Raw genomic sequence first — 16,053 nt, 5'->3', positions numbered from 1 at the left:
CCCTTGCGGAATCCGCAGGTCACGGCAACTATCCTGTTGACGAGCCAAGGCGCTGCTAGTAATATAAGCAACTGTTGCATTCACGCCAGCAATGAAGGGTTTCGCACATGTACGCAATCGTAGCAACTGGTGGCAAGCAGTATAAGGTTGCCAAGGGCGACGTCATCGACGTCGAGAAGCTCGACGCGCAGCCTGGCGACAAGGTCCAGCTCCCCGTCCTTCTCCTCAACGACGGCGACAAGACCATCGTTGGCTCTGCCCCGCTTCAGGACAAGACCGTCACCGCCGAGGTTCTCGAGCAGTTCAGGGGCGAGAAGGTCCTCGTCTTCAAGCTCAAGAAGCGCAAGCGCTATCACCGCGCCAACGGCCACCGTCAGAGCCTGACGAAGATCAAGGTCGTCGAGCTTCCCGCGTAGTTCCCCTCTCTCGGCATACAGAAGGCAGGTACCACCATGGCACACAAGAAGGGCCTCGGCTCGTCCCGAAACGGTCGTGACTCCAACGCCCAGCGTCTCGGCACCAAGCGTTACGGCGGCCAGACCGTCAAGGCCGGCGAGATTCTCGTCCGCCAGCGCGGCACGCACATCCACCCCGGCGACAACGTCGGCATCGGCAAGGACGACACCCTCTTCGCCCTCACCGCCGGCACCGTCGAGTTCACCAAGGGCGTCAAGCACCGCGTTCACGTCCGCGAGGCGTAACCGCTCGGTCTCGTCCCACAACTCGCACGATTCGGGCCCCGGTTTCGACCGGGGCTCTTTTTGTGTCTTGACGCCGCTGTTACGCACGCCCGCGCGAGGTTGGACGGGCCCGCGCGGTTGCCGTACCATGGAAGCCCGAGATAAAGGAGACACGCGTGGAGAACACGTTCACCGACCTTTCCCACATCAACGTCCGCGGCGGTGACGGCGGCGCGGGGTGCATGTCGTTTCGGCGCGAGGCCTTCGTCCCCAAGGGCGGGCCTGACGGCGGCGACGGCGGCCGGGGCGGCAGCGTCATCGTCGAGGCAGACCCCCAGCTTTCGTCGCTCATCGACTATCGCTACAAGCATCACTTCCGCGCGGAGCGCGGCACGCACGGCCAGGGCGCGCGGCGTCACGGCAAGGACGGCGCCGACCTCGTGCTGCGCGTGCCGGTGGGCACGGTCATCCGCGAGCTCGACCCCGAGACCCAGACGCCCGCCTATGACATCGCCGACCTCACCCAGCCCGGGGAGCGCGTCGTGGTGGCGCCGGGAGGGGCGGGCGGCCGCGGAAACATCCACTTCGTGACCTCGGTGCGCCGCGCGCCGGCGTTTGCCGAGAAGGGCGAGCCCGCCCGGGAGCACTGGATCGAGCTCGAGATGAAGCTCATGGCGGACGCCGCGCTCGTGGGCATGCCGTCTGTGGGCAAGAGCTCGATCATCGCCCGCATCAGCGCCGCACGGCCCAAGATCGCCGACTACCCCTTCACGACGCTCGTGCCCAACCTCGGCGTCGCCCGCGCCGCGAGCGGTCAGTCGTTCGTCGCCGCCGACGTCCCGGGGCTGATCGAGGGCGCGAGCGAGGGCAGGGGCCTCGGGCACCAGTTCCTGCGCCACATCGAGCGCACGGCCCTCATCCTGCACGTCGTCGACGTGACGGGAGGCTACGAGGGCCGCGACGCCGTCGAGGACTACCGGACCATCAACGCCGAGCTCGCCGCCTACGCATCCGAGCTCGCCGAGCGCCCGCAGATCGTCGTCGCCAACAAGTGCGACCTGCCCGACACCGCCTACGCCGTCGAGCGCCTGCGCGCGGCCGCCGAGGCCGACGGGCACGAGTTCTTCGCCGTCTCAGCGGCGACGGGCCTGGGGCTCGACGCGCTCGTCTCGACCTGCGCGGCCGAGGTCGCGCGCCTGCGCGCCGAGGCGGTCGAGGCAGGGCCCGCCCTCGACCTCACCGAGCGCTGGGAGCGCGAGCGCGAGCGCCGCGACCGCAAGATCTCCGTGAGGCGCGAGGAGCGCCACGCCTGGCGCGTCACCGGCGCCCAGGTCGAGCGCATGGTCATCCAGACCGACTGGGACAACGACGAGGCCGTGGCCTACCTCCAGCACCGCTTTGACCGCTGCGGCCTCGACGACGCGCTCGCCAAGGCCGGCGCCGTCAACGGGGACGAGGTCCGCATCCTCGAGCTCGCCTTCACCTTCGAGGGCACAGACGACGCCCCCGACTTCGATGAGGTCGACGAGGTCGAGAAGGACGGCGTCATCCTCGACGAGGGAGGGGAGTCCTGACATGACCCCGCCGAGGCTCCTCGTTGCCAAGATCGGCTCCTCGACCCTCGTCGACGGCGAGGGGGCCCTCGACCGCCGCTTCATCCGGAGCCTCTGCGACCAGGTGGCCCAGCTCGTCTCCGAGGGGACGCGGGTCATCGTGGTCTCCTCCGGCGCCGCGGCCGCCGGCCGCGACATACTCGGCTTCACCGAGCGCCCCTCCGACATCGCGACGCTGCAGGCCTGCGCCGCGGCCGGGCAGGCCCGCCTCACGCAGGCCTACGCCGACGTCCTCGCGGAGCGCGGCATCCCCTGCGCCCAGGTCCTGCTCACCCGCCGCGACGTCATGGACCGGGACGGCTTCCTGAACGCCCGCACCACGCTCGCACGCCTGCTCGAGCTCGGCGCCGTGCCCGTGGTCAACGAGAACGACACCGTATCGACCGCCGAGTTCGCCTTCGGCGACAACGACATGCTCGGCGCCCTCGTGGCCGCCCTCGCCGGAGCCGACCTCTACGTGATCTGCTCGGACGTGGACGGGCTCTTCACCGCCAACCCCCAGGAGGACCCGGACGCGCGCCTCATCGAGCGCGTGAGCGAGGTCGACGCGCGCCTGTCCGCCATGGCGGGAGGTGCCGGCACCTCCTTCGGGACCGGGGGCATGTCCTCCAAGCTGCGCGCCGCCCGGGCGATGCTCGCCGCCGGCATCCCCACGGCCATCTGCAGGGGGCGGCGGGAGCGCGTCCTTCTCGACGTCGCGCACGGCGAGGCGGTGGGCACGCGCTTCGAGGCCCCGGCGGGCGCGGCGCACGAGGGAGGGCGCAAGCTCTGGATCGGCCTCGCCGAGGTCCCGCGCGGGACCATCGCGCTCGACGAGGGCGCCACGCGCGCCGTCCTCGAGCGAGGGGCCTCCATCCTTCCCGTGGGCGTCATCTCGACCACGGGCACCTACGCCGCCGGCGACGTCGTGAACGTCAGGGCGTCGACGGGCGACGTCATCGGGCGCGGCATCGCGCGCTACTCCTCCGACGACATGGCCCGCGTCCGGGGGGTGCACCTCGACGTCGTGGCGCGCTTCCTCGGGCAGGACCGCGCCCAGCCCGCCGTGCACCGCGACGACCTTCTCGTCTTCTAGTCTTTGAGGAAAGGGGACACCATGGGTGAGGCACGAACGAAGGCATCGCTCGCCAAGGCCGCCGCGCCCGCGCTCGCCGCCGCCTCGCGCGGGCAGCGGGAGCGGGCGCTTCTGCTCGCCGCCGAGTCCGTCCGGTCCCGGGCGGACCAGATCCTCGAGGCCAACGCGCGGGACCTCGCCCGAGCGCGCGAGGCGGGCATGAGCGCGCCGCTTCAGGACCGCCTCCTGCTCGACGACGCGCGCCTCTGCGCCATCGCGGGGTCGCTCGAGGACATCGCCCGCCAGGACGACCCGCTTGGTCGCGTCGTGGGCGGCTCGACGCTCGGAAACGGGCTTCGCATCGATAAGGTCACCGTGCCGCTCGGCGTCGTCGCCATGGTCTACGAGGCGCGCCCCAACGTCACCGCCGACGCCTTCGGCCTGTGCGTGCGCTCCGGCAACGCCTGCGTGCTCAAGGGCGGCTCCGCCGCGCGCGAGTCGTGCCTGGCCATCGTCGGAGCGTGCCGCGAGGCGCTCAGGGAGGCGGGGCTTCCCGAGGACGCGCTCCAGTACGTGGACGACGACGCCGTCCACGCCCAGACCGCCGAGCTCCTCGAGGCGACCGGGCTGGTCGACGTGCTCATCCCCCGCGGCGGGGCGGCCCTGATCCGCGCCTGCGTCGAGGGAGCCAAGGTCCCGGTCATCGAGACGGGCACCGGCAACTGCCACGTCTACGTCCACGAGTCCGCCGACCTCGACCGGGCGCGCGCCATCGTCATGAACGCCAAGACCCAGCGCGTCGGCGTCTGCAACGCGGCGGAGTCGCTGCTCGTGGACCGCGCGGTGGCGCCCGCGTTTCTCCCCGTCATGCTCGCCGAGCTCGCCGGGGCCGGCGTCCTTCTCCACTGCGACGAGGAGTCCCTCGCGCTCGCGGGAGGGCTTCCCGACGGCAGCGCCGTCGCGGCCACCGAGCGTGACTGGGGCACGGAGTATCTCGCCCTCGAGATGAGCGTCCGCGTGGTCTCGGGGCTCGACGAGGCCATCGCGCACGTCAACCGCTACGGCACCGGTCACTCCGAGGCCATCGTCGCCGACTCCTATGACGCCTGCGAGACGTTTCTCGCCGGCGTCGACGCCGCGGTGGTCTACGCCAACGCCTCGACGCGCTTCACCGACGGGGGGGTCTTCGGGCTGGGCGCCGAGATCGGCATCTCCACGCAGAAGCTCCACGCCCGCGGGCCCATGGGGGCCGGCGAGCTCACCTCGGTCAAGTACGTGGTGCGCGGGAGCGGGCAGGTGAGGTAGGCATGGACCTCGACGCCCTGAGGGAACACGACCTCCCGCCGCTCGGAGCGGACCCGTCGCGCACCTATCGCCTGGGCATCATGGGCGGCACCTTCGATCCCATCCACAACGGGCACCTCGTGGCGGCGGAGCAGGCCTTCGACGACCTGGGCCTTGACCTCGTCGTCTTCATGCCCGCCGGGCGACCGGCCTTCAAGCAGGACAAGCGCGTCACCTCGGGGGAGGAGCGCTTCGCGATGACGCTGCTCGCGACGGCGGACAACCCCCACTTCGTGACCTCCCGATTCGAGATCGACCGCGAGGGCGTCACCTACACCGCCGACACCCTGCGCCTGCTGCACTCGCTCTACCCTGACAACGTCGAGTTCTACTTCATCACCGGCGCCGACGCCATCACCGAGATCGTGACCTGGCGAGACGCCGCCGACATCGCCCGCCTCGCGCACCTCGTCGCGGCGACGCGACCCGGCTACGACCTCGACCGCGCCTGGGACATCATCGACTCGTCGGGCATAGACTTCGACGTCACCTACCTCTCCGTCCCCGCGCTCGCAATCTCCTCGAGCTACCTGCGCGAGCGCGTGGAGGCGGGCCAGAGCCTGCGCTACCTCACGCCCGACCAGGTGACGGGCTACCTCCACAAGCACGGGCTCTACGGGGCGCGCAGAAGCCGTTACGGGCAGACGGGGGAGGCGGTCGACTAGATGGGCAGGAAGAGGGAGCGCGAGGCAAAGGCCTCCTACACGCCCGAGCAGGAGGTCCTTCTCGGCAAGCTCGAGGCGGACCTCGCGGTCCAGCTCAGCGCCAAGCCCAAGCGCCTGGCGCACTCGCTCTCGGTCGCGCGGACGGCCGAGCGGCTCGCGCTGACCTACGGGGCGGACCCCTTCCTCGCGCGCGCCGCCGGCATCCTCCACGACTGGGAGAAGGCCCGCTCGACCTCCGAGCAGCTCGCCCGCGCCCGCGAGCTCGGCATCGACCTCGGCGTCGAGCTCGAGCTCGTGCACTCGCTCCTGCACGGCATGATCGCGGCCCGGGAGCTCCCGGCGCGCTACCCGGAGCTCCCGCCCGCCGTGTGGCACGCCATCGCCGTCCACACCTCCGCCTGCGCCGACATGAGCGCCCTCGACGAGGTCCTCTTCGTCGCCGACGGAATCGAGCCTTTGCGCCCCCGCACCCCCGGCATCGAGCGCAGCCGCTCGCTCGTGGGCAAGGCCTCCCTCGACGACCTGTTCTGGGAGTCGTTCGTCGGGGGTATAACCTATGTGCTGGAGGGGGGCCGCTACCTCTATCCCGGCACCATCGACGTCTACAACGCCCTCGCGGCACGGCGCGCCAGGCGCGCAGCTAAGGAGAAAGCATGACCGTAACCCCGCTCGAGCTCGCAAAGGTCGCCGCCTACGCGGCCGACGACAAGAAGGCCACCGACCTCGTTCTTCTCGACCTCTCGTCCAAGACCGACGTCTGCGACTACTTCCTCATCTGCACGGGCGCCAACCCGCGCCAGGTCGACGCGATCGTCGACGAGATTCGCGAGAAGGTCGGCGCCAACTGCGGCGTCTCCCCGCTGTCCTGCGAGGGGCGCGAGGGGCTCTCGTGGGTCCTCATTGACTACGGCAGCGTCGTCGTGCACGTCTTCAAGCCCGAGACCAGGGACTTCTACCGCCTCGAGGCGCTCTGGGGGGACGCGCCCCGCGTCGAGCTCGACCTCGAGCCCTAGCATGTCCGACGTCTGTAAATTGGGGACAGTCCCCAACTTACAGAGTCCCGACCCGCTCGCGTGGGACGGACCGGCCGTGGGACTTCTCGACCTCGACGCCTTCTTCGCCTCGGTCGAGCAGCTCGACCATCCGGAGTGGCGCGGGCGCCCCGTGATCGTGGGCGGCTCGGCCGACCGTCGCGGCGTGGTCTCGACGGCTTCCTACGAGGCGCGCCGCTATGGCGTGCACTCCGCCATGCCCTCGGCGACGGCGCGGCGCCTCTGCCCCGACGCCATCTGGACCAGGGGCAACTTCGCGCGCTACCGCGAGATGAGCGCGCAGGTGATGGCCATCCTCGGCGACGAGACGCCGCTCGTGGAGCAGGTCTCCATCGACGAGGCGTTCTTCGACGTGACGCCGGGCCGCTACTCGCGCGAGAGCCCCATCGAGATCTGCCGGCGCGTCCAGCGGCGCGTGGCGGAGCTCGGCGTGACCTGCTCGATCGGCCTCGGCGTCAACAAGACCGTGGCAAAGATCGCCTCGGAGCGCGAGAAGCCCCGCGGGCTTACCGCCGTGCTCCCGGGCACGGAGCGCGCGTTTCTCGCCCCGCTGCCGGTCGGCGCGATGAGCGGGGTGGGGCCCGCGACGCAGGAGCGCCTGAGGAGGATGGGAATACGCACGCTCGGGGAGCTCTCGCGCGCGGACGCCGCCGAGCTTGAGCGGACCTTCGGGGTGCTGGGGCCGCGGATGGCGCTGCGAGCGGCCGGGCTCGAGCGCAGCTCCGTGGCGGAGGCCGCCGCCCCGGAGGACGTGAAGTCCGTCTCCAACGAGCGCACGTTCTCAGAGGACCTCACGGAGCGCGACCAGGTCCGCGCCGGCGTGGCGCACGTCTCGGAGATGGTGGGCCGGCGCCTGCGGCGCAAGGGCCTGCGCGGGCGCACGGTGACGCTCAAGGTCAAGTACGACGCGACCCACGCGCGCACCGCTCAGCGCCCCCTTGCGGAGCCCACAGACGACGAGCGCGTCTTCGGGCGCGTCGCGTTGGCGCTTCTCGACGAGCTGTGGCAGCCGGGCATGCGCGTGCGCCTGCTCGGCGTGGGCGTCTCGGGCTTCGACGACGACCGCCCGGCGCAGATGAGCCTCTTCGGCGGCGGGGCGGACGAGGCAGGGGAGGGGCGCGACCGCTCGGCCCTCGGGCGGGTCGCCGACGCACTGCGCGAGCGCTTTGGGGACGACGCCGTGGGATACGGGCGTGATCTTCGCTTCAAGGACAGGACCTCGGACACCGCCCCGATGCACAAGGACGCGTGAGCGGGTCTCTTGGTTGGCGCAACGACCTGACGAGATTGTCAAGCAGGCGGGTTGACAATATAACCTGACGACATTGTCAAGGCTGGGGGAGGCGCGGGGGCTCGGAGGCCCTGCCGGCGAGCGGCAGGCTCACCGTGAAGGTAGTCCCGTCTCGCTCCGAGGAGGCGGCGCCGATCGTGCCGCCCATGGACTCCACGAGGCTCTTGGCAATGGCGAGCCCCAGGCCAAAGCCGCCCGAGGCCTGCCGCTCGCGCGCGTCGTCGGTGCGATAGAAGCGGTCGAAGAGGTGCTCGAGCGCCTCGGGGGAGATGACCTCCCCGCGGTTGGTCACGGCGAGCCTCGCCAGCTTCCCCTCGCGGGCGAGAAGGACGCGGACCTCGGTGCCCTCCTCGGCGTACTTGGTCGCGTTGTCGAGCAGCGTCCGCACCACGCGGCGCGTGCGGTCGGGCTCTGCCATCACGCGCACGTCCCCCTCGAGCTCGCACGAAAGCGAGCATCCCCGCTCGAAGGCCACGGCGTCGAACTCGAGGGCGCACCCCGAGACCAGGCCGGAGAGCTCGACGGGCGAGAGCGCCACGGCTCCCGGCCCGCCCGTCGCCTCCTGCTCGTCGGCGCGGGCGAGGGTCAGCAGGTCCTCGACGAGCTCCTTCATGTGGCGCGCCTCGTCCGAGGTGCTCTCGACCCAGCGCCGCGCCCCCTCGGGGAGGTCCCTCTCGTCCTCGAGGATCTGCGCGTTGGCCAAGATCACCGCGAGCGGCGTCTTGAGCTCGTGGGAGGCGTCGGACACGAAGCGGCGCTGCTGCTCCCAGGCGCGCTGCACGGGGCGCAGCGCCCAGCCGGAGAGAACGTAGGACACGACGAAGAGTGCCCCCATCGAGATGGCGAAGATCAGCAGGCTGCTCAGCGCCTGCGCCCTCAGGGTCGCGCCCCTGAGGTAGGTGTCCACGAAGGCGATGCGCCAGCCCCAGGCGGTCTGCGTCCTCATCCAGGCGATGGGGTAGTCGGCGCAGCGGCCCGAACTGTCCCCGCTCGAGAGCGCGTCGCTGACGACGGCCCGAAGGGTCTCGTCGGAGACGCTGGCAAACAGGCTCGTGCGGTCGTAGACGGCCCCGTCCGGCGAGACGTCGACGACGACGGCCAGCATGAGCTCGGCGCTCTGCTCGCCCGACGAGTCGCCGATGGTGGCGGCGGCGACCCCGTCGGAGAGGGCGCGCTCGAGGATCTGCGTGACGATGCCGCGCTGGGTCAGGGCGCTCGAGAAGAACGACGAGCCGAGCACGCCCGCGAGGACCAGTCCCACGAGCAGCATCGTGATGGCGATGAACTGTCGGCGGAGCCGCCTGAGCATGGGCGCCCCCTACTCGGAGAACACCTCGAGGCGGTACCCGAGCATCCTCAGCGTTGTGATCTGGACCTTGGAGCCGATGTGGGCGAGCTTCTTGCGGAGGAACGAGACGTAGGCCTCGACCGAGTTCTCGGAGGCCTCCGAGCCGCCCCAGACGCGCGAGAGCAGGTCCTGCTTGGAGACCACGCGCGAGCTCGAGCCCATGAGGATGCTCATGACCTCGAACTCCTTGCCCGACAGGTGGACCGAGGCCTCGCCGCAGGAGAGGTCGTGCGTGGCGAGGTCGAGCCTCACGTCGGCGAAGGTCACCTCGTCGAGCATCACGTCGCCCCTTCGCCTGGTCAGCGCGCGCAGGCGAGCGAGCAGCTCGGGCGCCTCGAAGGGCTTGGTCATGTAGTCGTCGGCGCCGGCGTCGAGGCCCTCGACCTTGTCCTGCGTGGAGGTGCGGGCCGTGAGCATGAGCACGGGCACCGAGCTGCCGCGGCGACGGAGCTCGTGGACGACCTCCCGGCCGTCCATACCCGGAAGCATGACGTCCAGGACGACGGCGTCGAACGCGCCGGACAGGGCCGACCTCAGGCCGACCCTTCCGTCGTAGCAGGCCTCCGCGTGGCACGAGGCGTTCTCGAGAATGTGGACGATGGCGTCGGCGAGGTTGCGCTCGTCCTCGACAACCAGAATGTTCATGGGTGGACTCCCTTGCGGTCGCGGGCGGCAGGAGGGCCGCCTCGACGCCTATCCTACCCACCGGCCCTGAATATCTCCTGAACAGGGGCCCATTCAGGAAGTTGACAATGCACGTTCACAAAAACTGCACCTTGCGGCCACGAGCAAGAGTCGTATGATGAATAGTCGTTTTGTGGCTCTGCGGTGCGGCCAACCCAACTACCCCGCGCACCGCCCGAACGGAGGAGTTTTCATTGGCAGTCAAGATTCGCCTGGCCCGTCACGGTGCCAAGAAGCGTCCGTACTACCGCGTCGTCGTCGCTGACGGCCGCATGCCCCGCGACGGCCGCTACATCGAGCTCGTCGGCCGCTACAACCCGCTGACCAACCCCAAGGTCATCGACATCAACCTCGAGAAGGTCGACGAGTGGATCGCCAAGGGCGCCCAGCCCACCAACGCCGTCGCCCACCTCATCGACGTCGTCCGCAACGGTCAGCCCGTCGTCGAGAAGAAGGCCAAGATTTCGAAGAAGGCCGCTGCCAAGGCCGCCGCTGCCGCCGAGGCCGCCGCTGAGGCCGCCGCTGAGGCCGCCGAGGCCGAGGCCGACGCCGAGTAGGCGTCCCATGGAGGCCGAGAAGGGCACGCTCGCCACGGTCGACGAGACCGAGCTCCCCTCTGACCGCGTTGCGGACCTGGTCGAGTACATCGTCTGCGGCCTCGTGGACGACGAGGACTCCGTCTCCCTCGACGTGACCGACAGCGAGGGCTCCTCGCTGATCGAGGTCAGCTGCTCCGAGGAGGACGCGGGCCGGGTCATCGGCCGCAAGGGTCGTACGATCAAGGCCATCAGGACGCTCGCCCGCGCGCTCGGACAGCGCGTGGGCACCTCGGTCGAGGTCGAGGTCGTGGGCTAGGCTCATGCGCGAGCGCTACAGAACCATAGCCCGTGTGGCGAAGGCCCACGGGAGGCGAGGGGAGGTCGTGACGGTTTCCGTCCACGGCCTTCCCTCTCTTGTGCGCGAGGGCCTCGAGGTGGCGCCCCTGCCCCCGGAGCTCACCGGGCCGCGCTGGCGCACCGTCGTCTCGTGCACGTCCGACGACCGGGGCGGCCAGCTCGTCGCGCTCTCGGGGGTCGACGACATCTCCCAGGCGGAGCTGCTCGTCGGAAAGACCCTGCTCGCGCGCCGATCGGACCTTCCGGAGGACCTCGAGCTCCACGACCCCCGCTCCCTCATCGGCCGCGAGGTCGTGGACGAGCGCCTCGGGGCGCTCGGCTCGATCGAGGAGGTCATGCGCGGGCCCGCCAACGACGTCTGGGTCGTGCGGGGCGCCGCGGGCGAGACGCTTCTGCCCGTCATCGACGACGTCGTGGGCGAGGTGGGGGAGAGCGGGCCCGTCACGGTCCGCGTGCCCGCCGGCCTCGAGCCTAAGGGGGCCAAAGATGCTCTGTGAGACGCTCTCCGTCTTTCCCGAGGTCTTCGAGCCCTACCTGGGCGTCTCGGTCCTCGGGCGGGCGCGCCGCGCGGGCGTGTTCGACTTTTGCGCCCACGACCTGCGCGACTGGACCCACGACCGTCACCGCACGGTCGACGACGCCCCGTTCGGGGGCGGCCAGGGCATGCTCATGAAGCCCGAGCCCATCTTCGAGGCGGTCGAGGACATCGCCGGCTCCGGGCCGAGGCCACACGTCGTGTTCTTCTCGCCCTGCGGACGTCGCTTCGACCAGCGCCTCGCCGAGCGCCTCTCCGGCATGGAGCGGCTGCTGCTCGTCTGCGGTCGCTACGAGGGGATGGACGAGCGGGCCTACGCGCTCGCCGACGAGGTCCTCTCCCTCGGCGACTACGTCCTGACGGGCGGGGAGCTCGCCGCGCTCGTCGTGATCGACGCGGTCTGCCGCCTTCTGCCCGGAGCGCTCGGCGACGAGATGAGCGCGGTCGACGAGTCCTTCTCGTCCGCCGGGCTGCTCGAGTACGCCCAGTACACGAGGCCCGCGAGCTTCCGGGGCATGGACGTGCCCGAGGTGCTGCTCTCGGGCGACCACGCGCGCGTCGACGCCTGGCGCAGGCGAAGCGCGCTCGAGCGGACCGCGCTGTGGCGCCCTGACCTCATCGAGGGCGCGGACCTGAGCGACGAGGAGCGCGCGTTCGCCCGCGAGATCGCGGCGAGGGGGCCGTCCCCGCGCCGCGCGGACGCAGAGGGAGAGGGGGCCTGCCATGGCCAGGCATGAGGCGCCGGACGCGACCGAGAGGCGCGAGCGCTCCGGCTGGGGCTGGTTCGCCCTGTGGCTCGTCGCCGCCGTGGCGGTCGGGCTTGTCGTCAAGACCTTCGTCGTCACCCCCTACGTCGTGCCCACCGGCTCGATGCGGGACACCATCATGGAGGGGGACGTGCTCCTCGGCGAGCGCGTGAGCCTCTACTTCGGCGATCCCGAGGTCGGCGACGTCGTCACCTTCGACAGCCCCCTCGACGGCGAGACGCTCATCAAGCGCGTCGTCGCGGTGGGCGGGCAGACGATCGAGCTCGTGGACGGCGCCGTCCACGTGGACGGCGAGCCGCTCGACGAGCCCTACGTCGAGGGCCGCCCCACCTACTCGCTCTCGGACCTCCCGGGCTCCGCGGGCGTCACCTACCCCTACGTGGTCCCCGAGGGGTGCGTCTGGGTGATGGGGGACAACCGCACCGACTCCAAGGACTCGCGCTACTTTGGCGCCGTGAGCCTCGATGACGTAACATCGAGGGCGCTTTTCATCTACTGGCCGCTGGACCACGTCGGGGCGCTCTAGCCCCGTCGAGGCAAGAAGGAAGGGCAAAGGACACATGAGGGAAGACGCGCTTACGTTCCAGGACATGATCCTCGCGCTCGAGCGCTACTGGGCGGACCAGGGCTGCACCGTCATGCAGCCCTATGACTCCGAGGTCGGCGCCGGCACGTTCCACACCGCCACGACGCTGCGCTCGCTCGGGCCCGGCGCCTGGCGCACCTGCTACCCGCAGCCCTGCCGCCGCCCCGCGGACGGCCGCTACGGAGAGAACCCCAACCGCATGCAGCACTACTACCAGTTCCAGGTCATCCTCAAGCCGTGCCCGGCCGACTCCCAGGAGCTCTACCTGGGCTCGCTCGCGGCCATCGGCCTCGACCCGGCCGAGCATGACGTCCGCTTCGTCGAGGACGACTGGGAGAGCCCCACGCTGGGCGCCTGGGGGCTTGGCTGGGAGGTCTGGATGGACGGCATGGAGGTCACCCAGTACACCTACTTCCAGCAGGTGGGCGGCATCGAGGTCGACCCGGTGCCCGTCGAGATCACCTACGGCCTCGAGCGCATCGCCATGTACGCCCAGGGCGTCGACTCGGTCTATGACGTCATCTGGTCCTACCTGCCCGACGGCACCCCGATGACCTACGGCGACGTCTTCCATGAGAACGAGTACGAGTTCTCGACCTACAACTTCGAGGTCGCCAACGTCGAGATGATGCGCCAGAAGTTTGACGACTACGAGCGCGAGTGCCACGCCTGCCTCGACGCGCACCTGCCGCTTCCCGCCTACGACTGCGTGATGAAGTGCTCCCACGCCTTCAACCTGCTCGACGCCCGCGGCGCCATCTCGGCCACCGAGCGCGCCAACTACATCCTGCGAGTCCGCACCATCGCCAAGCTCTGCTGCGAGTCCTACCTCGCGGAGGTGGCCTCCAAGACGGACGACGATGCCAAGAAGGGGGAGGTGGCCTAGATGGCCGAGACCCGTGACTTCCTGCTCGAGATCGGCTGCGAGGAGATGCCCTCCGCGCCGCTCATGAACGCCGCCCAGCAGCTCGGCGGGCTCGTGGCCAAGGGCCTCGACGCCGCCGGGCTCTCCCGCGGCGAGGTTCGCGTCATCTCCACCCCCAGGCGCCTCGCCGCCCTGGTGGCAGACGTCGCCGTCGCCACCGACGAGGTCCACGAGGTGAGGCGCGGCCCCAAGGCGGCCATCGCCTTCGACGAGTCCGGCCAGCCCACCAAGGCCGCGCTCGGCTTCGCGCGCAAGCTCGGCGCCGACGCCGCGAGCCTCGTGCGCCGCGTCGACTCCGACGGCAACGAGTACGTCTTCGCGGAGCGCAACGTCCCCTCGCGCCCGGCGGCCCCCATCCTCTCCGAGCTCGGCGCCGAGGTCATCGGCGGGCTCCAGTGGCCCAACTACCGCAGCCAGCGCTGGGGCTCCGAGCACGCCACCTTCGTGCGCCCGATCCGCTGGATCTGCGCGCTTCTCGGAACCGAGGTCGTCCCCGTGACCTACGCCGACGTCACCTCCGGCAACACCACGCGCGGCCACCGCGTCCTGGCGCCCGGCGACCACGTCGTGAGCTCCCCGGCCGACTACGAGGCCACGCTCGAGCGGGCCTTCGTCCTCTCGGCCGAGCGTCGCGCCGAGAAGATCCGCGCCGGCATCGCCGAGGTCGAGCGACAGCGCGGCGGCGCCCACGTCGACACCCCCAAGAAAATCTTCGACGAGGTCGTCAACCTCTGCGAGTGGCCGACGGTGCTCGTGGGCACCTTCGACGAGTCCTTCCTCGAGGTCCCGCACGAGATCATCTGCGAGTCGATGCTCTCCAACCAGCGCTACTTCCCGATCTACGACGCCGCCGGCGAGCTCACCCGCGAGTTCATCGTGGTCTCCAACGCCGACCCGCGCGTCTCTGACACCGTCGTCTCGGGCAACGAGCGCGTGGTGCGCGCGCGCCTCGACGACGCCAAGTTCTTCTATGACGAGGACCTCAAGCGCCCGATGGAGGAGTTCGTCGAGCGCCTCGGCACCGTGACCTTCCAGGAGCGCCTGGGCACGGTGCTCCAGAAGGTCGAGCGCATGGAGGGCCTCGCCGCCGCCGTCGCCAGGCAGGCGGGGGAGAGCGAGGCGGGCGTGGCCGCCGCGGCCCGCGCGGCGCACCTCGCCAAGGCCGACCTCGTCTCCCAGGCCGTCGTGGAGTTCACCAACCAGCAGGGCGTCATGGGCGGCTACTACGCCGCGGCCGCCGGCGAGGCGCCGGAGGTCTGCGACGCGATCCGCGAGCACTATCGCCCGCGCTTCGCCGGCGACGAGCTGCCGTCGGGCGTCTGCGGGCGCTGCGTCGCGGTGGCCGACAAGCTCGACACCGTCTGCGGCATCTTCGCCATCGACGAGCCGCCCACCGGCTCCTCCGACCCCTACGCCGTGCGCCGCGCGGCCATCGGCATCATCGCCATGCTGCGCACGATGCCCGGCACCGACCTGCGCCAGCTCGTCGGGCTCTCGCTGGGCGCCTACCAGGCGCAGGGCCTCGAGTTCGACCTCGAGTCCGTCGCCTGCGCGGTCGTGCGCTTCTTCCAGGGCCGCCTCGTCGGCATCGCCCGCGACGAGGGCCTGCGCCCCGACACCATCGAGGCCGTCTCCGCCGTCGGCGTCATCGACCCGACCGAGTTCATGGCCCGCGCGCACGCCCTCGAGGACGCCCGCTCCCAGAGCCCCGAGCTCTTCGAGGACCTCGCCGTCGCCTACGCCCGCGCCGCCCACCTGGGCGACCCGGAGCTGGGCTCCGAGGTCGACACCGCCCTTCTCGGACCTGCCGAGAAGAGCCTCTTTGATGCCTGCGAGCAGGGTCGCGTTTGCGTGGACGAGGCGCTCGGGCGCGACGACTACGCGGGCGCCGTCACCGCCCTTGCCGAACTCAGGGCGCCCATCGACCGATTCTTCGATGACGTTCTTGTCATGGACGAGGATACTGCGGTAAGAGAGAACCGCCTTCGCCTGCTCAATCGCTTCGTCAGCGTCTTTGCCGGCGTCGCGGACATCGGCGCGCTCTCGAAAAAGAAGTAAGATACGTACGACAGCGGGTACCATCCCCGAAAGAGCCGAGAAGCATAGGAGGTCTCGTGATGGCCAAGCTCGATTTGGATGACGACATCTTCGGTCAGGTCGTCCCCCTCATCTTCGTGTTGTCCGACGCCCGCGGCGAGACCGCCAACACGGTCGTCATGGCCGCCGCCGCCCAGTTCGGCGAGGGCTCCGTCGACATCGAGCGTCTCTCCAACGTCAAGGACGTGGACACCGTCCGCGCCTTCCTCGACGAGAACTACGACGAGAGCCGCCCCTGCGCCGTGTTCCACACCTTCGCCAACGGCACCCTGCGCCGCGAGATCCGTCGCGAGCTCGACCGCCGCGGGATCCCCTCGATCGACCTTCTCGGCCCGGCCGTGACGGTCCTCTCGACGCTCACGGGCGAGGAGCCCACGCGAGAGATCGGCGCTCTGTACAAGTAGGAGGGGATGGTCGGCCAAAACGGCCAATTCGTCTCTGATGATACTATCTTTGGGGTCGTGCCGCGGGGCACGGCCCCATATTTTGTTGCCGCTCACCGCTTACCTAGCGACG

The 16,053-nt window shown here is 70.3% G+C and carries 19 protein-coding genes; 17 read left to right on the top strand and 2 right to left on the bottom strand.

The genetic code is table 11. From position 1 onward, the window contains the following. Positions 1-107 precede the first annotated feature (107 nt). The 9 genes from rplU (at position 108) to dinB (ending at position 7,660) form a co-directional block, all read left to right on the top strand. A complete protein-coding gene (rplU, locus tag B5F85_RS05355) occupies positions 108-416 on the top strand; it encodes a 50S ribosomal protein L21 (protein WP_087315129.1) in 309 nt (102 codons plus the stop codon). Between the two features lie 36 nt (positions 417-452). After that, the gene (gene rpmA, locus B5F85_RS05350; protein ID WP_087315127.1) at positions 453-701 is read left to right on the top strand and encodes a 50S ribosomal protein L27; all 249 of its coding nucleotides are present in this window, start codon (positions 453-455) and stop codon (positions 699-701) included. A gap of 155 nt (positions 702-856) precedes the next feature. Beyond that, positions 857-2,254: a GTPase ObgE gene (gene obgE, locus B5F85_RS05345; protein ID WP_087315125.1), complete on the top strand. Its 1,398-nt coding sequence runs from the start codon at positions 857-859 to the stop codon at positions 2,252-2,254. A 1-nt stretch (position 2,255) separates the two neighbouring features. Next, the gene (proB, locus tag B5F85_RS05340; RefSeq protein ID WP_087315123.1) at positions 2,256-3,368 is read left to right on the top strand and encodes a glutamate 5-kinase; all 1,113 of its coding nucleotides are present in this window, start codon (positions 2,256-2,258) and stop codon (positions 3,366-3,368) included. Positions 3,369-3,389: 21 nt separating this feature from the next. Beyond that, positions 3,390-4,652, top strand: coding sequence for a glutamate-5-semialdehyde dehydrogenase (locus B5F85_RS05335; RefSeq protein WP_087315121.1), 1,263 nt, complete (start codon positions 3,390-3,392; stop codon positions 4,650-4,652). A gap of 2 nt (positions 4,653-4,654) precedes the next feature. Continuing rightward, positions 4,655-5,356, top strand: coding sequence for a nicotinate-nucleotide adenylyltransferase (gene nadD / locus B5F85_RS05330; protein ID WP_087315119.1), 702 nt, complete (start codon positions 4,655-4,657; stop codon positions 5,354-5,356). After that, positions 5,357-6,013: a bis(5'-nucleosyl)-tetraphosphatase (symmetrical) YqeK gene (gene yqeK, locus B5F85_RS05325; protein WP_087315117.1), complete on the top strand. Its 657-nt coding sequence runs from the start codon at positions 5,357-5,359 to the stop codon at positions 6,011-6,013. Continuing rightward, a complete protein-coding gene (gene rsfS / locus B5F85_RS05320; RefSeq protein ID WP_087315115.1) occupies positions 6,010-6,369 on the top strand; it encodes a ribosome silencing factor in 360 nt (119 codons plus the stop codon). The genes yqeK and rsfS overlap by 4 nt, the downstream gene beginning before the upstream one ends. A gap of 1 nt (position 6,370) precedes the next feature. Continuing rightward, positions 6,371-7,660, top strand: coding sequence for a DNA polymerase IV (gene dinB, locus B5F85_RS05315; RefSeq protein ID WP_087315113.1), 1,290 nt, complete (start codon positions 6,371-6,373; stop codon positions 7,658-7,660). Positions 7,661-7,736: 76 nt separating this feature from the next. Here the strand turns inward: dinB and B5F85_RS05310 are convergent, their stop codons facing one another. Beyond that, positions 7,737-9,008 carry a HAMP domain-containing sensor histidine kinase gene (locus B5F85_RS05310; RefSeq protein ID WP_087315111.1) on the bottom strand — a complete coding sequence of 424 codons (1,272 nt, stop codon included), beginning with the start codon at positions 9,006-9,008 and terminating at the stop codon, positions 7,737-7,739. Positions 9,009-9,017: 9 nt separating this feature from the next. Next, positions 9,018-9,692, bottom strand: coding sequence for a response regulator transcription factor (locus tag B5F85_RS05305; RefSeq protein ID WP_087315109.1), 675 nt, complete (start codon positions 9,690-9,692; stop codon positions 9,018-9,020). 233 nt (positions 9,693-9,925) lie between these two features. On the opposite strand from B5F85_RS05305, the gene rpsP reads away from it, so the two are divergent. The 8 genes from rpsP to B5F85_RS05265 are packed head-to-tail and all read left to right on the top strand — an operon-like array spanning position 9,926 to position 15,941. Beyond that, the gene (rpsP, locus tag B5F85_RS05300; protein WP_087315107.1) at positions 9,926-10,288 is read left to right on the top strand and encodes a 30S ribosomal protein S16; all 363 of its coding nucleotides are present in this window, start codon (positions 9,926-9,928) and stop codon (positions 10,286-10,288) included. A gap of 7 nt (positions 10,289-10,295) precedes the next feature. After that, on the top strand, positions 10,296-10,586 hold the full coding sequence (locus B5F85_RS05295) for a KH domain-containing protein (protein ID WP_087315105.1): 291 nt from the start codon (positions 10,296-10,298) through the stop codon (positions 10,584-10,586). A gap of 4 nt (positions 10,587-10,590) precedes the next feature. Then, a complete protein-coding gene (locus tag B5F85_RS05290) occupies positions 10,591-11,124 on the top strand; it encodes a 16S rRNA processing protein RimM (RefSeq protein WP_087315103.1) in 534 nt (177 codons plus the stop codon). After that, positions 11,114-11,899: a tRNA (guanosine(37)-N1)-methyltransferase TrmD gene (gene trmD / locus B5F85_RS05285; protein WP_087315101.1), complete on the top strand. Its 786-nt coding sequence runs from the start codon at positions 11,114-11,116 to the stop codon at positions 11,897-11,899. Before B5F85_RS05290 ends, trmD begins: the two co-directional genes overlap by 11 nt. Next, complete coding sequence (lepB, locus tag B5F85_RS05280) at positions 11,886-12,455, top strand: signal peptidase I (protein ID WP_087315099.1); 570 nt, start codon at positions 11,886-11,888, stop codon at positions 12,453-12,455. The genes trmD and lepB overlap by 14 nt, the downstream gene beginning before the upstream one ends. A 34-nt stretch (positions 12,456-12,489) precedes the next feature. Then, positions 12,490-13,401 (top strand): glycine--tRNA ligase subunit alpha, encoded by a 912-nt coding sequence (locus B5F85_RS05275; RefSeq protein ID WP_087315097.1) that lies wholly within the window; start codon positions 12,490-12,492, stop codon positions 13,399-13,401. Continuing rightward, positions 13,402-15,498, top strand: coding sequence for a glycine--tRNA ligase subunit beta (gene glyS, locus B5F85_RS05270; protein ID WP_087315095.1), 2,097 nt, complete (start codon positions 13,402-13,404; stop codon positions 15,496-15,498). A gap of 59 nt (positions 15,499-15,557) precedes the next feature. Further along, positions 15,558-15,941 (top strand): kinase/pyrophosphorylase, encoded by a 384-nt coding sequence (locus B5F85_RS05265; protein ID WP_087315093.1) that lies wholly within the window; start codon positions 15,558-15,560, stop codon positions 15,939-15,941. The last annotated feature ends 112 nt before the right edge of the window (positions 15,942-16,053 follow it).

Source organism: Olsenella sp. An293, from assembly GCF_002159495.1.
In the GTDB taxonomy this organism is placed as follows: domain Bacteria; phylum Actinomycetota; class Coriobacteriia; order Coriobacteriales; family Atopobiaceae; genus Thermophilibacter.
This window is presented reverse-complemented; position numbering and strand designations above follow the sequence as displayed.